This is a genomic window from Thermococcus sp., assembly GCF_027008145.1.
Lineage (GTDB): Archaea > Methanobacteriota_B > Thermococci > Thermococcales > Thermococcaceae > Thermococcus.
In genome coordinates, this window is the sequence record NZ_JALTCZ010000181.1 from 1 (window position 1) to 17,492 (window position 17,492).

Sequence of the window (17,492 nt, forward strand, 5' to 3'; positions counted from 1 at the left end):
TCCCCTCGAGGTCAGTTGAATAAGCCGTGAAGGATTCGCCGACCAAGATGGCTATGTTGGGCATTGCCCTGACGAACTTTGCATTGGCCAGCCTCTTCAGCTCCCGGAGGGATATTCCCGCAACGACAGAAATCACGAGCTTCCCTTCAATTAGTTCAGAGACCTCCTCAAGAACCTCCGCCACCCTGTTGGGCTTCACGGCTATGAAAATCACATCGGCCTTTTCAACGGCCTTTCTGTTGTCGGGGATAACATCTATCCCCATCTCCGCCAGTTCCTTCGCCTTTTCAACCCTTCTCCTCGTGGCTGTGACTTCATATCCGGCCTTTTTGAGGGCCTTTGCTATCGCACCCCCGATTGTTCCTGCACCTACAACGGCAATCCTCATCTCAACACCTCCAGCAGGTTCTCAACGAAAACCGAAGCGCTCTCAACGTCCCTGCCGACCATAACGAAGTCAAAGTCCCCGTATTTTTTCCTGTAGTTCTCGATGAAAAGCTCGTCGTTCAGGGTGTCCCCTACGTAAACGCCTTCCTCGCCTCGAACGAGCTCCCAGAGCAGGTCGGGATTTGGTTTTAAGCCGAGTTCCCTCGTTATGGCCTTCTCAAAGTGAAAGCCGAGGATTTTCTCAGCGAGCCTAAGTTCAAGCTCGTTCCTTCCGGTTACAACGCCGATTTTGGTCATTCTTCCGAGTTTCTCAAGGGGTTCTCGGCTTATCAGGGGCTTTTCCCTTTTCCAGAGGCCGGGAAAATCAAAGAGCCTGCCCGGATAGACTTCCCCGAGGTAGAACGTGTTAAAAACCCTCTCTATGCTTCCCCCGTGTATCTCGAAGCCGAACCTGTTCCTTACCCAGTCAATTCCCTCCCCGGCCGGGAACTCGTTGACAAGTCTCTCAACGTCTCCGGCGAGCGAGAAAAGGATTAGCGCCTCGCTCACCTTGAAGTCATCACCGAACGACCCCTTTGAGCGGAGCTTTCTTACCAGGTCAAGGTTTATTTCCCTCTCGACCCCGAACATTCGGAGAAAGTACTCCACTGTGAGCTTTACGGCCATGTCGTAGCTCTCGCTAACGTCTATGAGCGTGCCGTCGATGTCAAAAACGACCCACAACTCAACCACCCGTTATCTCCCCGACGGCCCTTAAGAAGGCCTCGTTCTCCCATCTCCGCCCTATGGTTACCCTTATGTGTCCCTCCAGCCTGCCCGAGAGCTTTCTGACGACGATTCCCCGCCTTAGAAGTTCCTCGTAGGCGTTCAGTTTGACCAGTAAAAAGTTCGCGTCGCTTGGGTAAGCCAAGTCACCGAGCTTCTTCCTGACCCTCTCGCGCTCCTCGATGATTTTTTTAACTCTCTTCTCAACCAGGTCAGTGTGCCTCAGCATGACGACCATAGATGTCATCGTCATGATTCCGACGCTGAAGGGCGACTTTATCCGGTAAAGAGCATCTACCACCTCTTCACTCGCGAGCATGTAGCCGGCCCTAACTCCAGCTAATCCAAAGGCCTTTGAGAACGTCCTGAGGACTATGAGGTTTTCGTATTCATCAATCATCTTCCAGAGGCTTCTTCCTGAAAACTCCGCGTAGGCCTCGTCGAGAACAAGGGGCTTTCCGGTTTCGAGGACTTCAGCTATCTCCTCCTCCGGCTGTGAATTCCCCGTGGGGTTGTTGGGGGAAGCTATAAAAACCGCCCTTGCGTTTTTGGACTTCTCCGCTATTGCCCTCCCGTCAATCGTGAAGTCCTCCCGCAGGGGAACCTCAACGAGGGGAATCTCATTCAGCTTGGCGTAGAAGCCGTACATTCCAAAGGTCGGGGGAGTTGTGACGATGTAGTTTCCATCGAACAGCCTCACAAGGTAGCTTATCAGCTCGTCGCCTCCGTTGCCAACAGCAACGTTGTTTGGCGAGATTCCGTAGAAGTCGGCTATGGCCTCTCTCGCCGGCATTGAGGTGATGTGCGGATACCTGTTGAAGCTCATTTCCCTGAGTTCCTCAAAGATTTCTTCCTTTACCCAGCCCGGCAGGTCGTAGGGGCTTTCGTTCTTGTCGAGCCAGACCCTGTAGTTTCCCTCCACGACCCTGTAGGGCTGAAAGGACTTAACAAGCCCGCGAATCATCTCCTCCGCCTCCTCAGCTCGGCCATAACCTCCCCGAGGGAAACGTCGTTGTAAGCGAGGAGAACGAGCAGGTGGTAGAGCATGTCGGCCGTCTCGTAGATTAACCCCTCCCTCGTCTCCGCCACGAGAACTTCTACCGCTTCTTCCCCGAACTTCTTGTAAATCCTCTCCCTGCCCTCTTTGAAGAGCCTCGATGTGTAAGAACCCTCAACGGGACTTTCCTTTCTCTTCCGTATCAGCTCTTCAAGCTCCCTGAGGATTGTCAGGGAGTAGTCCATCGGCAGAACCCGCTCCGGTTCGCCAAGTTTTCTGTAGAAGCAGGAGTAGTTACCGGTGTGGCAGGCGACTCCTTTTTGCTCCACTATCAGGAGCAGGGCGTCGCTGTCGCAGTCTATTCTAATCTCCTTGACCCTCTGGGTGTTCCCGCTCACTTCGCCCTTCATCCTGACCCTCCTCTGAGAGCGGGAGTAGTAGTGGGCGTAACCCGTCTCAAGGGTTCTCCTGAGGGCTTCTCTGTTCATGTAGGCCAGCGTAAGGACTTCTCCTTTGGTGTCTTGAACAACAACGGGAACGATTCCGACGTTATTCTCCCAGTTGATTTTTTCGATTAGCTCGTCAAGGCTCATTCTACCACCTCAGTAGTCCAGCCTTACGGGGATTCCCCTCTCAGCTAAGAACCTCTTCAGCTCGCCGACGGTGTATTCGTTGTAGTGGAATATTGATGCCGCCAGACCTGCCTCGGCACCGGCTTTGAAGGCCTCGTAGAAGTGCTCCGGTTTTCCGGCTCCTCCAGAGGCTATCACCGGAATATCAACGGCACTTGCGACTGCTTTCGTCAGCGGTATGTCAAAGCCCTCCTTGGTTCCGTCAGCGTCCATACTCGTCAGGAGTATCTCACCCGCTCCGAGTCTCTCAACGGTTTTCGCCCATTCTACGGCATCGATTCCCCTTGCCTTCCTTCCTCCGTGGGTGTAGACTTCCCAGAAGGAGCCGTTCCACTTCGCGTCTATGGCCACCACAAGGTTCGCGGTTCCAACGACATTCGCTATCTTCCTCACAAGCTCGGGTCTATTTACGGCGGCGGTGTTTATGAACACCTTATCGGCACCGCGTTTGATTATCTCCCTGGCCTCTTCAAGGGTTTTTATGCCTCCCCCAACCGTGAAGGGGACGTATATCTCCCCTGCAATCCTCTCCACGAGGTTGAGGAGTATCCCCCTCTTCTCGTAAGAGGCAGTGATGTCGAGGAAAACTATCTCGTCTATGCCCTCCTTCTCGTAGCGTTTGGCAAGCTCAACGGGATTGCCGGCGTCTCGTATGTTCCTGAACTTGATCCCCTTCACGACCCGGCCTTCCTTTATGTCGAGTGCCGCGATTATTCTCTTTGCGAGCATTCTGTCACCCCTAAAAGTTCCTCAAGAGACACCAAACCCTCGTAAAGGGCCTTGCCGACAATAACGCCCGAGAACCCGATTTCCCAGAGCTTTCTCAGGTCATCGGCACTTGAAACCCCTCCCGCGTAGATGAACTCCTCGTTCCCCCAGAAGCGCTCGATTTCCTCTATACCAGTGAGCGTTCCGTCCCGCTCAACGGAGGTGTAGATGAACCTGTCCACGTATTCCCTCAGAATCTCGTAGGCCTCTTTGACCTCCAAACCGCTTTCAACCCAGCCCTTTACGGCTATTCTTCCCCACTTGGAGTCAAGGCTCACGGTTATTCCCTCGAAGTCCTGACTGATTCGCTCCAGAAAGGCTATATCGAGGGCCTTCGTGCCTATTATGGCGTTCTCAACGCCGATTTCATAGGCTTTAGCGATTGCTTCGTAGCTCCTCAAACCCCCGCCCAGCTGAACCCTCAGGCCGGTTTCTTGGATTATCCTCTCGACTACATTGAGGTTCTTCGGGAAGCCTTCAAAGGCCCCATTGAGGTCAACGACGTGAATTTTATCGACGAACTCGGCAAAACGCTGGGCTATCTCAACGGGGTCGCCGTAGACCCTGACCTTATCTTTTCTGCCCCTGTAAAGTCTCACTGCCTTTCCATCCATGAGGTCTATTGCTGGATATACCTCCATTTCAAAGCCTCCTGAAGTTTCTCATCAGGATTAAGCCGTTCCTCCCGCTTTTTTCCGGGTGAAACTGCACCGCGTAGACGTTCTCTCTGCAGAGGGCCGAGGTGAAAATTATCTCCCTTCCCCTCGGCCCGTAGTCGGTAACGCCCGCGATTATCTCCTCCTTTTCCGGCAGGGCGTAGTAGGAGTGGACGAAGTAGAAGTAAGCACCGTCGTTTATTCCCTCAAAGAGGGGGCACTCCTTTCTCTTCCACAGCTGGTTCCAGCCTATGTGCGGCGCCCTAACGCCCCGAAACCTGAGGACTTGCCCCTCAAAGACCCCAAGGCCCTGCTTTCCCGGGCTTTCTTCGCTTTCCTGAAAGAGTAGCTGGAGGCCGAGGCATATCCCGAGGAAGGGCTTCCCGTCGTTTATCGCGTCGAGTATGACACCCCTGAGCGGTTCGAGCTTCTCAACCACCGCACCAAAGTTGCCAACCCCAGGGAGAACGAGCTTTTCTGCCCTCTCTATCTCGTAGGGGTCGCCCGTGATAACTCCCCCAAGGGCCTTCCTGACGTTGGCGAGGTTACCTATACCCAAATCCACTATCGCTATCACCCTCACACCTCCAGCAGACCTTTCGTGCTCTCCAGTTTCTCGCTCTCCCCAACTGCCTCTCCAAGAGCTTTGCCGAGTCCCTTGAAGGCCGCCTCGATTACGTGGTGCGCGTTAATCCCGCTCAGGGTCTTCACGTGGATTGTAGCCCTAAGGGAGCGCGCCAGCCCCCAGAGGAACTCCCTCACGAGGGCCTTCTCGAAGCCGGTTTCCCCCTCCCCATAGGAGAGTTCGACGCTTACGTATGGCCTTCCTGAGATGTCCACGGCAACGAGGACCAAAGCGTCGTCCATCGGTATTATCGCGCTCCCGAAGCGCGCGAACTTTTCTGGCAGTTTAGAGCGAAGCTCCTCCCCCAAGGCTATGGCAACGTCTTCCCAGAGGTGGTGCCTTAGGTCGTAGGTGGCTCTGAGGCTCGCTTCCTTCCCCATGTAGTGGAAGAGTGTAATCAGCAGGTGGTCGAGCACCCTATCGTTCGTCTCAATGCTTCCTTCCACTCCAAGCTGAACCTCCACGCTCGTTTCCCTCGTTTCCCTCTTCATTTCCTCACCTCCATGCTCCTCCTGTGGAGTTCCATGCCCTCAATCTCCGCCAGACGAAGGCCCAGCTCCCTCTCCGCTAAGAACTCCTCTCTGCTAACCATTGCAAGGGTTATCGGCTTGAGGAAGTCTATAACTGTCAGAACACCGCCGAAGCGGGCCGTTCCCCCCGTTGGAAGGACGTGGTTGACACCGAGGAAGTAATCTGCGGAAGGAACCGGCGTATAAGGCCCAAGGTAAATCGCACCGGCGTTTTCAATCAGGCCAACTATCCCCATCGGGTTCTCGGTTATTATCTCAAGGTGCTCCGGCGCTATCTCATTGACATTCCCGGCGCACTCCTCAAGGGTCTCGCAGAGGATTACCTCTACCCCACCGCGCGAGCAGTACTCGGCAAGCTCCTCCGAGGTCGTTAGAAGCCAGGCCCTGCTGTCCTTCCCGTGCTCAAGCTGGCTGAGCAAATCTGCCAAAACATACCCCTTATCCGCGCTTCCATCGGCTATCACCGCTATTTCCGACGGTCCTGCGAGGCTGTCTATTCCCACAACGCCGAAGACCTGTCTCTTGGCCTCGTTCACGAACCTGTTTCCCGGCCCGAATATCTTGTCGACCTTCTTCATGCCGATGCCGTAGGCCATCGCCCCTATCGCCTGAACACCGCCGAGCTTGTAGACCTCGCTTATGCCGAGCCTTCTGGCAACATAGAGAACGTAGGGGTTCACCTTTCCATCCTTCGGAGGGATTGTAACGGCAATCTTCTTAACGCCGGCTATCTTAGCTGGAACTGCGACCATCATGAGGGTTGAAGGCAGGGGCTTTCCGCCGGGAACGTAGATGCCTATCCTCCCTATCGGCCTGTAGATTAAGCCGTAGAGCGAGCCGTTTTTAATGAAAAGCTCGTCCTTAGGTTTTTGTCTTTCGTGGTAGTCCCAGAGCCTCTTGATTGTTCTCTCGATAATTTCCCTGTCCTTCTCAGGGATAACTTCCTCCGCCTCTCGGAACTCCTCCTCGCTCACCCTAAATGGGCCTTCAAAACCGTCAAACCTTTTGGAGTACTCCTTAACGGCCTCGATTCCCCTCTCGCGTATATCCCTTAAGATTCCGGAGACGTAGCTTTCAAGATCAAAATCCATCCCTAATCACCTCTTTTATGGAGAAAACAAGCTCGTTTATCTCCTCAAACTTGGTCTTCTGGGAAATCCTGTTGACGAGGAGCTGGGCTGAAACATCCATAACCTTCTCAACCTCAACGAGGTCGTTTGCCTTCAGTGTTTCCCCGGTCTCAACGATGTCGACGATGGCATCGGCTATGCCGACCTTCGGCGCCAGCTCTACGCTCCCGCTGAGCTTCAGGATTTCCACCTCAACGCCCAGCTTTGAGAAGTACTCCCTCGTTATTCTCTCGTATTTGGTGGCAACCCTATAGCCGTCCATCTCCTCCGGAGGCACGACCCTCCCAGCGGGCATGGCCAGGCTGAGGCGGCACTTCCCGAAGGGAAGCTCCAGCGGGACGAAAACGTCGCTTTTCCGTTCTTCAACGACGTCGCTCCCGGAAATGCCAACGTCAACCCCGTGTTCAACGTAGACAGGAACGTCGAAGGCCCTCGCGATTAAAACTTCATTGCCGTTGAACCTCTCCACGAGCCTCCTCTCGCCGGGCTTTTGGACATCGTAACCGGCTTTTCTCAGGATTTCAAGGGAACCCTTGAGGAGACGGCCCTTAGGCAGGACGAACCTCATTTTCCCACCTCCACGGGGATTCCGAGCTTTACCAGCCCCTTGGCTTCCCGGTATGCCTTCGCTGGATCATCCAGAGAAAGCTTCGTCCTCCCCCTCTTCTTCCCGGTGTAAAGCCTTGAAAGGGCCATCATGTCGAGGTAGAAGCCAGCGGCCGGCTTTTCACCGACCGTGTATTCCCCACCGCCGCCTATCGGCTTCCCGACCTCAGGGGAGTAGATTTCGAAGATGACGTCCGTGTAGTAAGGCTGCGGTCTGACCGTTCCGAGGTCTATGAAGACCCTTTCGTCGTCTATTATCCTCAAAAGCCGGTCGAGCTTCTCAAAACCGCTCCTCCTTCCGCGGAAGTTGAAGAGGCGCCAGAGTTCCTCCTTCTTTTCCCCCGGGATGGGAAGCCGGTCTATCGGCTCAAAGTTCCTCCTGATGAGGGCGCCGAAAACAACGTTCCTGAATTCCTCAATTCCCTCCGTGGCCTCCCTCCACACCTCAAGGCTTCCGATGTCGATGTAGAACTCCTCCACACCAAGGGCCTCAAGTGCAGTTATCGCAACGATGATCGGCTCGGCCGGTACCCCAGGAAGGCCTATCATCTCGACTCCGGCCTGCCATTCTCCCCTCGTTGAGCCGTTCAGAACCTCCGTTATGTAGAACAGTCTTATCTCCTCGTCGGAGAAGGCCCTTATTATCCTCGACGTCGGATCGGGGTTTATGAGGTAGAAGGCGTTGTCATAGGCCAGCTTGGTTCCCTTTCTTATTCCTGGCGAATACTCCTCTATTGCAGGAAACGTCACCTCGAGGTAGCCCCATAGTTCAAAAACGCCCCTCAGCCGGTTCCCAATCTCCGCTAACCTGAGGTAATCCTGGATGGAACGCCTCAAGAGAACACCCCCTGCTGGCTCATGGAGGAAAGGGCATCGGGTTCAGAAGAGGTGATGATGGCAGCGGCTCACCCAGCTGGGCTTTAGGGCCTCAAGGGTTTCCGGTCTGGGTGGGGTCGTACTTCCAGCCATTTTCATCGCCGGCCCAAGTTGGAGTTCCCCTAAATAAACCTGTCCCAAAATATCCCGACTATCCGGCAAAAAGAGACAAGCAATGGGCCAACATTTCGTCGTTTATCCAACTCCAAGGAATTCCTCAAGAACCCTAAGAACATCCATCTGCTCGCCGCTCTCCACCGCCCCGGGCTTCACAGAGCGAACCCTTCTCAGGGCTTCCCTGAGCGGAATCCCCTTCGAGTACATGAGCCAGGCGACCGCAACTGTCCCGCTCCTGCCAAGGCCGCCGAAGCAGTGGATTAAGACCTTCCTCCCCTCCCAGACTCGGTTTTCAATCCAGCGGAGGATTCCAAGGAGCTGCGAAAAAGAGGGCGCTCGAAAATCGGGTATCGGGCTGTGGAGGACCTCAACTCCCCTCCTCCCCCACTCTTCGAGGGAATATGGAAGCTCGTAATCCTCGACGAGAACAGTCACAGCCTGAAAAACACTGCTTAGGTCTTTGAGGTCTGTTTTCGAGGGAATGGGTGAAAATGCCACATTATCGTCGACCCACCAGTAGCTGAGCATATCATTTAGTACGTTATCCAGTGGTTTAAATTATTTTTGATTATTTTGAATATGATGTTCTTGGAGGGGGATAGTCTTAAATCGATAATCGAACATAGTTTGAATGAAGTTAAGATGCAAAAGGTTTATAAAGAGAGCCATATATGTAATTAATAAGTTGCATATGGAGAGGTGAACGAACATGAGGAGAATATTAAGCCTGCTCCTTATCGGGGCGCTTTTCCTGAGCGTCCTCGGAGCGGGGTGTATAGGCACGACTACCACAACGAATACAGGGACAACGACGGGCGCTCAAGGAGCGGGAGCAACACAAGGAAAGGGTAACACCGACCAGATGCCTTCAGCGGTCAACCAGAACGGGACGATAAACACGGCGGACCTGAAGAGTTACATTGATTCGATTCCAGCAGGACAGCTGACGCAGGAGGAAAAGGACGGCCTTCTCTACATGGTCGAGGAAGAAAAGCTCGCACATGACGTCTACACCAAGCTCTACGAGAAATGGGGACTACCGATATTCAAGAACATAGCGGACAGTGAAACAACCCACGTCAACGCGGTCAGGACCCTCCTTGAGAAGTACAACATCACTGACCCAACGGCAAGCGAGGGAATAGGCCAGTTCCAGAACGAGGAAATACAGAATCTCTACAACCAGCTCATCGAGATGGGAATGAAGAGCGAGATAGACGCGCTGAAGGTTGGAGCCTTAATAGAGGAAACCGACATTAAAGACCTGCAGGAGAGAATTGACCAGACTAACAAAGTGGATATAATCACAGTTTACGAGAACCTGATGAAGGGAAGCGAGAACCATCTACGCTCCTTCGTGAGCCAGCTCGAGAGCAGGGGAGTCAAGTACACCCCGCAGGTTCTCAGCGAGGACGATTTTTACGCAATCCTCAACAGCCCAATGGAAACCGGGCCGAGCACCGCCCAGCCACCCGCCAATGACACACTTCCGGTTGTTACCAATGAGAACGGTACCGTGAACACAGCCGACCTCCAGAAATATGTTAACTCAACTCCCGCGGGCCAACTGACCCAGGAGGAGATAGACGGCCTCCTCTACATGGTGGAGGAAGAAAAACTTGCCCACGACGTCTACGTTACCCTCTACGAGAAGTGGGGACTTCAGATATTCAACAACATAGCAGATAGCGAGACAACCCACGTCAACGCGGTCAGGACCCTCCTTGAGAAGTACAACATCACCGACCCGACAAAGGACGAGCCAGTTGGTGTCTTTACTAATCCAGACATTCAGGCCCTTTACAACCAGCTGGTTGAGCAGGGGAGCAAGAGCGTTATCGATGCCCTCAAGGTGGGAGCACTCATCGAGGAGACAGATATCATAGACCTACAAGAAAGGATTGACCAGACGGATAAGCTCGACATCATCGCGGTTTACGAGAACCTGATGATGGGCAGCAGGAACCATCTCAGGGCCTTTGTAAAGACCCTATCAAACTACGGGGTGACGTACGAGCCACAGCTCCTCAGCATGGAGGAGTACGAGGCAATAATAAACTCGCCCATGGAAACTGGCGGTAACGGCCAGGGGCACGGGAACGGAAGGTGACCCTACGTTTTTCATATTTTCTGTTTTAGATTCCCAATTCTCTGAGATGATGTGTGATATTTTCAAGTTGTACAAACCCATGAAGGACCCTTCATAGATTTCTCTAATAATATCACACAATACTCAAAACAGAGAACTAAAAGACCCATTATGATATATTGAAAAATTTTCGTAGGATATTGTGCCATAAAGTCCAAAAAATTGGTCATATATAGACAATTGAACCAAAAATTGTATAACATAAAGTTTCGAAGAATTTTCGACATAAAATTCGGAAACAACCGAAGGGAGGCATCAACAATGTTTAACCCTGGTAGCGACGGTTTTATGCTGATAGCGGCCGCGCTGGTGTTTATAATGACCCCCGGTTTGGCTTTGTTCTACGGGGGGATGGTCAATAGGAAGAATGCAGTGGCAATGATGATGCAAAACTTCTTTTCAGCTGGATGGACAACCATAATATGGGTTCTCTTCGGATTCAGCCTTGCATTCGGACCAGACGTTAAGGGAATCATAGGCAACGCCCACTACTTCTTCCTGAACAACATAACGCCCAAAACCCTCTATCCCGGCAACCACGTAATAAGCCTGTACACCTTCATGGTCTACCAGCTGATGTTTGCCATAATAACGCCAGTTCTCATGACGGGTGCCTTCGCCGATAGAATGCGCTTTAAAGCATTCATACTGTTCACAACCCTGTGGTTGTTCCTCGTTTACTTCCCCTTTGCTCACTGGCTTTGGGGAGGAGGCTTTCTCCAGAAGTGGGGCGTTGAGGACTTTGCCGGCGGAATAGTTGTCCACACGAGTGCCGGCTTCGGTGCTCTGGCCGTCGTTGCCTACCTGGGGGCAAGGAAGTACGTCAAGGAGGGCAACCATAGCTTGCCACTGATTCTCATTGGAACTGCACTCCTCTGGTTCGGATGGTTCGGCTTCAACGCTGGCTCGGCTTTAAGAGTGGACATTGACACCAACGTTGCCTTCGTGAACACTATGGAGGCCGCGGCATTTGCCGCCGTGACATGGATGTTCATTGATTACTGGAAGAACGGGAAATGGAGCGCCATAGGCTTTATGACGGGCTCAATAGCGGGCCTCGCAACGGTTACGCCCACAGCTGGGTTTATAAGCCCCCAAGCAGCCATGATAGTCGGTATCCTCTCGGCGATAATCTGCCACCTTGCGGTGGACTTTAAAAACAGAAAGGGATGGGACGATGCCCTCGATGTGTGGGGCGTTCACGGTATCGGCGGTTTCTCGGGTATAATTCTCCTCGGCATCTTTGGAAACGCCGCAATATTTGGAAGCAACGGGCTCATACATGGCAATGCAACGTTCTTCCTCAAGCAGGTCATCGCGGCGGTTGGCTGTGCGGTCTATGCATTTGTCGTGACCTACATCCTGATTTGGATTACCGATAGGGTAACTCCCGTTCGCGTTCCGGAGGATGCCGAGAAGAAGGGCCTTGACGCCTACGAGTGGGCTGAGAGCGCCTACGTTGATGCATGAAGTTTTTTCTTTATTTCACTTCAACGACCAACATTTCTTCTTTTCCCGAGGAGGCCACAAGCGTCCCATCCCTCTCGAAAATCCAAGCACCACCGGGCGGTGAGCTGTTGACTATGAAGGTCTTAGCACCGAGGAGCTTAACCCGCTTGGCCATCGCCCCAACGTCCTCCTCGTTCGGCTGGCCGTAGTCAGGGGAGTACTCCATCGGCACGAAGAGGTAGTCAGGTCTTTTCCGCCTCACCCACTTCGCTATTCTCTTGTTGTAGAGGTCGCCACAGATGATTACCGCGACCTTTCCAAACTCAGTCCATGCTGTTCTCACCGTGTTGCCGGTGCAGAACTTGTAGGTTCCTGGAACTTGCGGTGCTTTAGGAGAACCCCGCCGTTTCTGCCGATTAAAAGCGCGGAGTTGTAAACGCAGTTTTTGTACGGCTCAAGGAGACCAAAGACGACGTAAACGCCGGCCTTTCTCGCGAGTGAGCTTACGCGCTCGACTATCTCATCGTAAAGCCCCGCTCCAGAAAAGTCCCACTCCTCGAAGCCGGTAAGGCAGTACTCTGGAAACACTACGAAGTGGGGATTATACGTCAAAGCCTCGCTGAAACGCCTCTCGAACTCGGCCCAGTTGGCGTCGAAGTCTCCAGCCTTAACCCGCATCGGGATTAGCGCGACCCTCATTACTGCACCTCCAGCTTCTCAGAGGTCCGAAAAATCTTCTCGGCGAGTTCTTGGGGCAAATCGTCTGGATTTTGATATTTTGTTACGTTCTCCATGAGATTGTCGAGTTCCTTGAGTGTTTCAAGGTTCTTCTCGATGAGACTTTTCATCCTCGTGGAGTTGCTGAAGCTGACTACGTGAAGGAACAAATGGTAGTTAGACATGGCCGAAAACATTAGCTGGAATCTCTCATCATCCGTGTACGCCTGGAGAAGGCCGAAAGTGTCTTCAAGGTGCCCGGCTCTGATGGAGTACGCACGGGCATAGAAAACTATGAGGTCATCAGAGGCATTCTCGCGAAGGAGGTACTCAAAGCTTCCGCCGACGTCAGAGAGTCCTCTGGCATCCTTCAAGCCATAAATGTAAACAGAAGTTATCAGGCTCTTCTCGTCTTTTCGGCAGTTCCATAGGACGTATGAAGAGAAGAGCAGAACGAGAATGAACATAACCACCAATACCACAACGTGATTTTTCCTTCTCGTTCGTATCACCCGTTTACCACTAACCACAAAAATCTTAAAACCTTTGCCGCAGTTCCCCAAAAGAATTATCAACATGTCCAAGGAGGAGCACGAATGATAACCTACTCCTTCGGTGCTGAAACGGTTCCGGTTGCACTCGCCGGCGACCTGCTCATCGGGAGCGTTCACGATGGGAAGGCCTACAAACTCATGCTCGCAAGGCTCGACGGTGAAGAGATAGAAGAGCTAAAGTTCCTCTCGGGCAAAAACGACTGGGAAGGACACAGCATAGCGAAGCTCAAGGACGGCTATCTCATCGGCGGTGCCGCTGAGGGAAGGGCAACCCCGGAGGGGGGCGAGGGCTGGAAGGGCTACGTAGCGAGGCTCGATGATAACTTCGAAGTCCTCTGGGAGCGAAAGCTAAAAATTCTCGGCAACGAGGCCGTTTACTCGATTCTGCCGGATAGGAGTGGTGCTTTCATAGCGGGCGAAACCTCCGACGAGGGAGGCAGGGGCTTTTTCATCGGGAGTATCACGCTGGACGGCGAAGTTCTTTGGCTCAGAAAACTCGCCCCTGGGACGATGCCGTGATTTCGGGCCTGGTTGGACTCAAAGGTAAGCCCGTCCTCATAGGGGGCCTGAAGGAAGAGAGATGGAAGGTTAAAGCGTTCGAATTCACCGAGAATGGAGAGCTGGTAGGAGAAAGGGAACTTGCGGAGGGAATAGCCCTGACTGCCGCCAGAATGGATGGGAAGATAATCTTAGGCGGCTATAAAGGAAGCGACCTTTGGGTTCGGAGCGAGGGCTGGGAGGTGACGCTTCCAAACGGTGCAGTGACTTCACTCCTTCCCATTGGAGAGGATCTCCTCGTTGGGGGCGAGGTCAAGGGAAAAGCGGCGGTGATAAAGGTCAGAAACGGCGAAATCCTCTGGGAAAAGGAACTCTGGGAGCGCGGCTGGGTCGAGGTTTTAGGCGAGGAGATCGCGGCGGGGGTTAAGGAGGAAGAGGGAAAGACAGTTATGGTCGTTGAGAGGATTTAAAAAGTGGCCGATTTCCTTCCTGAGACCAAAAAAGAGAAAACCCGCAAGGTTCGCCGATGAATGGAAGGCGAAGGCCGTGAGGAGAGAACCGCTAACCGCGAAGAGGTAGCCGGCCATAAGTCCCATGAGAAAAGCTCCAGCTGTTATGTAGGCTTTCTCCCCTGCGGAAGCCCCCTCAAAGGCCATCCAGTGTGGGAGGGCGAAGAGAAGAGCCGAGAACAGGATCGCACCCCAGAACTGACCTTGGCTTAAGAGGTAGCCCTCGACCAGTGCCCTGTTGAGACTTTCCTCGGCGAGGGGGGCCAGGATAAGAAGGAGCAGGATTTTCCAGAGGAGGCCCTCCGGTAGGAACTCCAATGTTTCTGCTTTTTCTTTAGCCTTTTCTCCAGGAAAGAGCTTTTCTCCGAGGTTCAAGGCCAGAGAGACGAGAAATCCAAGGGCAGTTGCCTGGGGGAGGTAGACTGGCTTAAAACCGGGCGGAATCCGGAGGAGCAAGATCAGAATGAGCGACAGGAGGAGGAACGCCCCCTGAATTCCGGCACCCGCTAAGCCCTTTCCCCTCTTCACCAAGAGCGGGCCAAGGGCCGATGAGGGCAGAAAGACCGCCAGCCAGAGGAGGAAGGCGTAGAAGTATTCAATCACCCTCCACAACCTCCCTGAGGATTCTCATGGCCCTCTCCAGCTCGTCTGTACCCTTTTCGCTCAGCTCCACGAACTTCCTCGGCCTCTTGCCGAAGCCGTAGTACGTCCTGATTATTCCGGCCCTTTCGAGGGCCTTCAGGTGAAAGTCGAGATTTCCCGGGGTCATCTTCAGCGCCCTGGCAAGCTCGATGAACGTTGTGCTCTCGCGGGAGAGGAGGTAGAGGGCTATCGCTAACCTCGTTGGGTTCCCAAGCGGTGAGTTCGCCAGCTCTCTGAGCCTCTCAGCCCTCATCTCACTCCCTCATGGCCTTTCTTATGTAGAGGAAAGCCGCGAAGGCAAAGGATGAGGAAATCACCATCACAGAGAAAGCCCCTGGGTTCATGGTGCCGTTCAGGTTGAAGAGGATGTACAGGGCGGATAAATCCATCAGCGAGACGAGCACCTGGGGCCACTCAACCCGCCTGAGGAAGAGCAGAGCCGACAGCACCATGAAGCCGACGCCGAGGCCCGCGAGCAGGAGCATGAAAGCAGCGGTTTGGAACTCGTACTGAGCCGGTGTCGCTAAAGAGAACACGAACGCGAGCATTCCGGCGAGAAGCCAGCCGGCCATCTGGGAGACCACGTAGCCCCTGCTCCTCCCCCTCGGCATCCCGAGAACCCTCTCAAGGCTTTCAATCTTCTTCACCATCCCCTTCTCCTCAATCATGAACCAGAGTATCGCCAGGGTGGAAAGGGCCATCCCCCAGTAGTCGCCAGGGAATCCCCCGGACAATCCGGAAGTCCACGGGAGGGCGTTCGTCAGGATGTAGAGCAGGGGCATAAGTGCCGCCCAGAAGATGAACGGGAAAGCTAAGTAAACCCTCTTGGCTAAGTTCAGCTCGTCCTCAACGGCTTTAAGGGCCTCCGCAAGCTCCCCAACATTCTCCATCCCCACCACCGTTTCAACTTCGCGCTCCACCTATTTATAACCGGCCGGAAGTTTGGGGAACAGAGCTAAGCTTTTAACGTCCCCCTCATATCTGCCCTCATGAACCGCCGTCCCTACAACCTTCACCTGCTTACCTCAGCCCTCAGGACTGCTGGAGATGCAATCGAGAGCGTCGCCTTACCCTGGAGCCTCCTCAAGGGCACGGGGTCACTGCTGAGCATAGGCGGTTACGCCCTCTTCACGCACCTCCCATGGGTCATCCTCCCTCCCCTCCTCGGCAGAACCCTTGATAAAACCGGGAAGAAAGTTCGACTGGCGTTCTTAGCTCTGCTCCTTCAGGTCTTTCTTGCCGTTCTAATAATCCCGCTATCCCGTAACGTCTGGGCCTTCTACCTCGTTGTTTCAGGCATTTCAGCCCTCGACATCCTCCACCGCTACTACGGCTTCTCCCTCATAGCATCGATAACGTGCGAGGAGAACGAACTCCAGAGGCTGAACGCGACGCTGGCAACGGTCGGAAACGCGGTCTCGCTGGTGGCCTTTCCAGTTGCGGGGGTTTTAGCGTACCGCTTCGGGATTAAAGCGATGCTCCTCGATGCCCTTCTCCTTCTCATCGGAGCGCTCACACTAATCCCATATTTGAACATCGAGGTGAAGCGTGATATGATCACCGGGAATGTGGAAGAGAAGCCGTTAAAAGTAGACAGGAGGCTCGTTATCGGCGTTCTAGCCTCGGTTCTGCTCTTCAACTTCGCCCTTGGCTCTTTCAGGATATTCGTCTTCGCCTCACTGAGGGTGCTTAGAAAGGGAGAGGTTCTCTACGGACTCCTCCAGTCCCTCACGACGGCCGGAAGCCTCGCGGCGGTGGCCGGGCTGACTTACGTGGCTATCAGAAAACGGGCAGGATTGAAAAGACCTCTTATAGCGGGGATGCTCCTCCAGAGTGGGGCTCTGCTCCTCGTTGGCTTTCCCACCGTGGTGGCGCTCTTCCCGGCGGTTCTACTTGTGGGCTTCGGCGGGGAGCTCCTCAACGTCTCCTTCGACAGCCTGATGCAAAAGGTTATCCCACTCGAAAGCCTCGGAACCGCGAGGGGCATCTTTGACGCCCTCGCGACGCTGGTAATTCCCCTCTCGCAGTTGGCCTTTGCGTGGGCGATTGAAAAGAGCGGTGAAATCCGGGTTTTTGCAATTGTGGCGTTTTCCCTTGCGCTGACAGCTTCCCTCCTCTTTGGGAAATTCCTCGGGGATGCAAAAGCATAAAATCCCGAGCATCGACACACCTGCAGGTGAACGTCATGAACCCAACCATCCGTGAGGCCAGACCCGAGGACAAACCCTTCATAGAGGAAATATCCCGCTTAACCTGGGGCGGTGGGGACTACTTAGCGAGGGTATTTGACGAATGGCTCGGCGACAACTTCTACGTCCTCGAGGTCGATGGCAAGGTCGTTGGAACGGCGAAGCTCACCACTCTGCCCTGCAAAGTCGGCTGGCTGGAGGGACTCCGCGTTCACCCCGACTACAGAGGCAGAGGATTCGGGAGGATGCTCCACAACTTCATGCTCGAACTCGGCAGAAAGCTCGCCGAAGAGGAAAAGATAGAGACCCTCGAGTTCGCAACCTACTTCCTCAACAGGGAGAGCATCTCAATGGCCGAAAGCACGGGTTTTCAAGTCAGGGCAAAGTTCTTCGTCATGAGTGCACCCGTGGGCGAAACAGAAGAGCCGTCCGTTGTGGAGCCTTCTATGGAGGACGTAACCCTCGGAAGGCTTCCAGTTGGCTGGAGGTTCCTCCGCCGCTGTGATGAGACGGTCAAATGGCTCAAGGAAAACGCGGTTCTCTACGAGCTTAACGGGCTGAGATTCATGGGGCCGAAGGAGGGAGCAACCTTTACCGCCCTCGATCCCGGGCCGGCGGTTCTGAGGGAGCTGATGCCGGCTATGAGCTGGGCGGCGAAGGAGCTTGGCTCTGATCACTTTGACGTGATGATCCCAT

Annotated in this window: 22 protein-coding genes and 1 pseudogene; 6 read left to right on the top strand and 17 right to left on the bottom strand. The window is 53.9% G+C overall.

Annotated features, from left to right (window positions below; genetic code table 11):
- The 12 genes from MVD07_RS08995 to MVD07_RS09050 all read right to left on the bottom strand — a co-directional run.
- On the bottom strand, positions 1–388 hold a 388-nt coding region (locus MVD07_RS08995; RefSeq protein ID WP_297501098.1), incomplete at its 3' end, for a prephenate dehydrogenase/arogenate dehydrogenase family protein.
- Positions 385–1,110 carry a hydrolase gene (locus MVD07_RS09000; RefSeq protein WP_297501150.1) on the bottom strand — a complete coding sequence of 242 codons (726 nt, stop codon included), beginning with the start codon at positions 1,108–1,110 and terminating at the stop codon, positions 385–387. The genes MVD07_RS08995 and MVD07_RS09000, both read right to left, overlap by 4 nt.
- A gap of 1 nt (position 1,111) precedes the next feature.
- Positions 1,112–2,116, bottom strand: a complete 1,005-nt coding sequence (hisC, locus tag MVD07_RS09005; protein ID WP_297501111.1) for a histidinol-phosphate transaminase — start codon at positions 2,114–2,116, stop codon at positions 1,112–1,114.
- Complete coding sequence (gene hisIE / locus MVD07_RS09010; protein ID WP_297501113.1) at positions 2,113–2,742, bottom strand: bifunctional phosphoribosyl-AMP cyclohydrolase/phosphoribosyl-ATP diphosphatase HisIE; 630 nt, start codon at positions 2,740–2,742, stop codon at positions 2,113–2,115. The genes hisC and hisIE overlap by 4 nt, the downstream gene beginning before the upstream one ends.
- 9 nt (positions 2,743–2,751) lie before the next feature.
- Positions 2,752–3,510 carry an imidazole glycerol phosphate synthase subunit HisF gene (hisF, locus tag MVD07_RS09015; RefSeq protein WP_297501115.1) on the bottom strand — a complete coding sequence of 253 codons (759 nt, stop codon included), beginning with the start codon at positions 3,508–3,510 and terminating at the stop codon, positions 2,752–2,754.
- The gene (gene hisA / locus MVD07_RS09020; RefSeq protein WP_297501117.1) at positions 3,492–4,190 is read right to left on the bottom strand and encodes a 1-(5-phosphoribosyl)-5-((5-phosphoribosylamino)methylideneamino)imidazole-4-carboxamide isomerase; all 699 of its coding nucleotides are present in this window, start codon (positions 4,188–4,190) and stop codon (positions 3,492–3,494) included. Before hisA ends, hisF begins: the two co-directional genes overlap by 19 nt.
- Before the next feature lies 1 nt (position 4,191).
- On the bottom strand, positions 4,192–4,788 hold the full coding sequence (gene hisH, locus MVD07_RS09025) for an imidazole glycerol phosphate synthase subunit HisH (RefSeq protein WP_297501119.1): 597 nt from the start codon (positions 4,786–4,788) through the stop codon (positions 4,192–4,194).
- Entirely contained in the window at positions 4,785–5,321 is a 537-nt protein-coding gene (gene hisB / locus MVD07_RS09030; RefSeq protein ID WP_297501121.1) for an imidazoleglycerol-phosphate dehydratase HisB, read from the bottom strand. Before hisB ends, hisH begins: the two co-directional genes overlap by 4 nt.
- Positions 5,318–6,451, bottom strand: coding sequence for a histidinol dehydrogenase (gene hisD / locus MVD07_RS09035; RefSeq protein WP_297501123.1), 1,134 nt, complete (start codon positions 6,449–6,451; stop codon positions 5,318–5,320). Before hisD ends, hisB begins: the two co-directional genes overlap by 4 nt.
- Positions 6,441–7,058, bottom strand: coding sequence for an ATP phosphoribosyltransferase (hisG, locus tag MVD07_RS09040; protein WP_297501125.1), 618 nt, complete (start codon positions 7,056–7,058; stop codon positions 6,441–6,443). Before hisG ends, hisD begins: the two co-directional genes overlap by 11 nt.
- Complete coding sequence (locus MVD07_RS09045) at positions 7,055–7,933, bottom strand: ATP phosphoribosyltransferase regulatory subunit (RefSeq protein ID WP_297501127.1); 879 nt, start codon at positions 7,931–7,933, stop codon at positions 7,055–7,057. Before MVD07_RS09045 ends, hisG begins: the two co-directional genes overlap by 4 nt.
- 234 nt (positions 7,934–8,167) lie before the next feature.
- Positions 8,168–8,617, bottom strand: a complete 450-nt coding sequence (locus tag MVD07_RS09050) for a dual specificity protein phosphatase family protein (protein ID WP_297501128.1) — start codon at positions 8,615–8,617, stop codon at positions 8,168–8,170.
- A gap of 181 nt (positions 8,618–8,798) precedes the next feature.
- Between MVD07_RS09050 and MVD07_RS10960 the strand changes: the two genes are divergently transcribed.
- Both MVD07_RS10960 and MVD07_RS09065 read left to right on the top strand, forming a co-directional pair.
- The gene (locus tag MVD07_RS10960; RefSeq protein ID WP_366078504.1) at positions 8,799–10,199 is read left to right on the top strand and encodes a DUF2202 domain-containing protein; all 1,401 of its coding nucleotides are present in this window, start codon (positions 8,799–8,801) and stop codon (positions 10,197–10,199) included.
- A 327-nt stretch (positions 10,200–10,526) separates the two neighbouring features.
- Complete coding sequence (locus MVD07_RS09065) at positions 10,527–11,708, top strand: ammonium transporter (RefSeq protein ID WP_297501130.1); 1,182 nt, start codon at positions 10,527–10,529, stop codon at positions 11,706–11,708.
- A gap of 10 nt (positions 11,709–11,718) precedes the next feature.
- Here the strand turns inward: MVD07_RS09065 and MVD07_RS09070 are convergent.
- Positions 11,719–12,386 (bottom strand): annotated as a pseudogene (locus MVD07_RS09070) (carbon-nitrogen hydrolase family protein).
- A complete protein-coding gene (locus MVD07_RS09075; protein WP_297501131.1) occupies positions 12,386–12,916 on the bottom strand; it encodes a hypothetical protein in 531 nt (176 codons plus the stop codon). The pseudogene MVD07_RS09070 and the gene MVD07_RS09075 overlap by 1 nt, the downstream one beginning before the upstream one ends.
- Before the next feature lie 84 nt (positions 12,917–13,000).
- On the opposite strand from MVD07_RS09075, the gene MVD07_RS09080 reads away from it, so the two are divergent.
- Together MVD07_RS09080 and MVD07_RS09085 are read left to right on the top strand one after the other, a co-directional pair.
- A complete protein-coding gene (locus MVD07_RS09080) occupies positions 13,001–13,477 on the top strand; it encodes a hypothetical protein (RefSeq protein ID WP_297501134.1) in 477 nt (158 codons plus the stop codon).
- On the top strand, positions 13,474–13,926 hold the full coding sequence (locus MVD07_RS09085) for a hypothetical protein (RefSeq protein ID WP_297501137.1): 453 nt from the start codon (positions 13,474–13,476) through the stop codon (positions 13,924–13,926). Before MVD07_RS09080 ends, MVD07_RS09085 begins: the two co-directional genes overlap by 4 nt.
- Here the strand turns inward: MVD07_RS09085 and MVD07_RS09090 are convergent.
- Genes MVD07_RS09090 through MVD07_RS09100 form a run of 3 tightly spaced genes read right to left on the bottom strand, consistent with a single transcriptional unit; the run spans position 13,855 to position 15,503 of the window.
- Entirely contained in the window at positions 13,855–14,568 is a 714-nt protein-coding gene (locus tag MVD07_RS09090) for a CPBP family intramembrane glutamic endopeptidase (RefSeq protein ID WP_297501140.1), read from the bottom strand. The genes MVD07_RS09085 and MVD07_RS09090 overlap by 72 nt on opposite strands.
- Complete coding sequence (locus MVD07_RS09095; protein ID WP_297501142.1) at positions 14,561–14,860, bottom strand: transcriptional regulator; 300 nt, start codon at positions 14,858–14,860, stop codon at positions 14,561–14,563. The genes MVD07_RS09090 and MVD07_RS09095 overlap by 8 nt, the downstream gene beginning before the upstream one ends.
- A 1-nt stretch (position 14,861) precedes the next feature.
- Positions 14,862–15,503, bottom strand: a complete 642-nt coding sequence (locus MVD07_RS09100; protein ID WP_297501145.1) for a hypothetical protein — start codon at positions 15,501–15,503, stop codon at positions 14,862–14,864.
- Positions 15,504–15,596: 93 nt separating this feature from the next.
- Here MVD07_RS09100 and MVD07_RS09105 point away from each other — a divergent pair, with 93 nt between their 5' ends.
- Positions 15,597–16,757, top strand: coding sequence for an MFS transporter (locus tag MVD07_RS09105; protein WP_297501148.1), 1,161 nt, complete (start codon positions 15,597–15,599; stop codon positions 16,755–16,757).
- A gap of 35 nt (positions 16,758–16,792) precedes the next feature.
- The coding region (locus MVD07_RS09110; RefSeq protein WP_297501153.1) for a GNAT family N-acetyltransferase at positions 16,793–17,492 on the top strand (700 nt) is incomplete at its 3' end.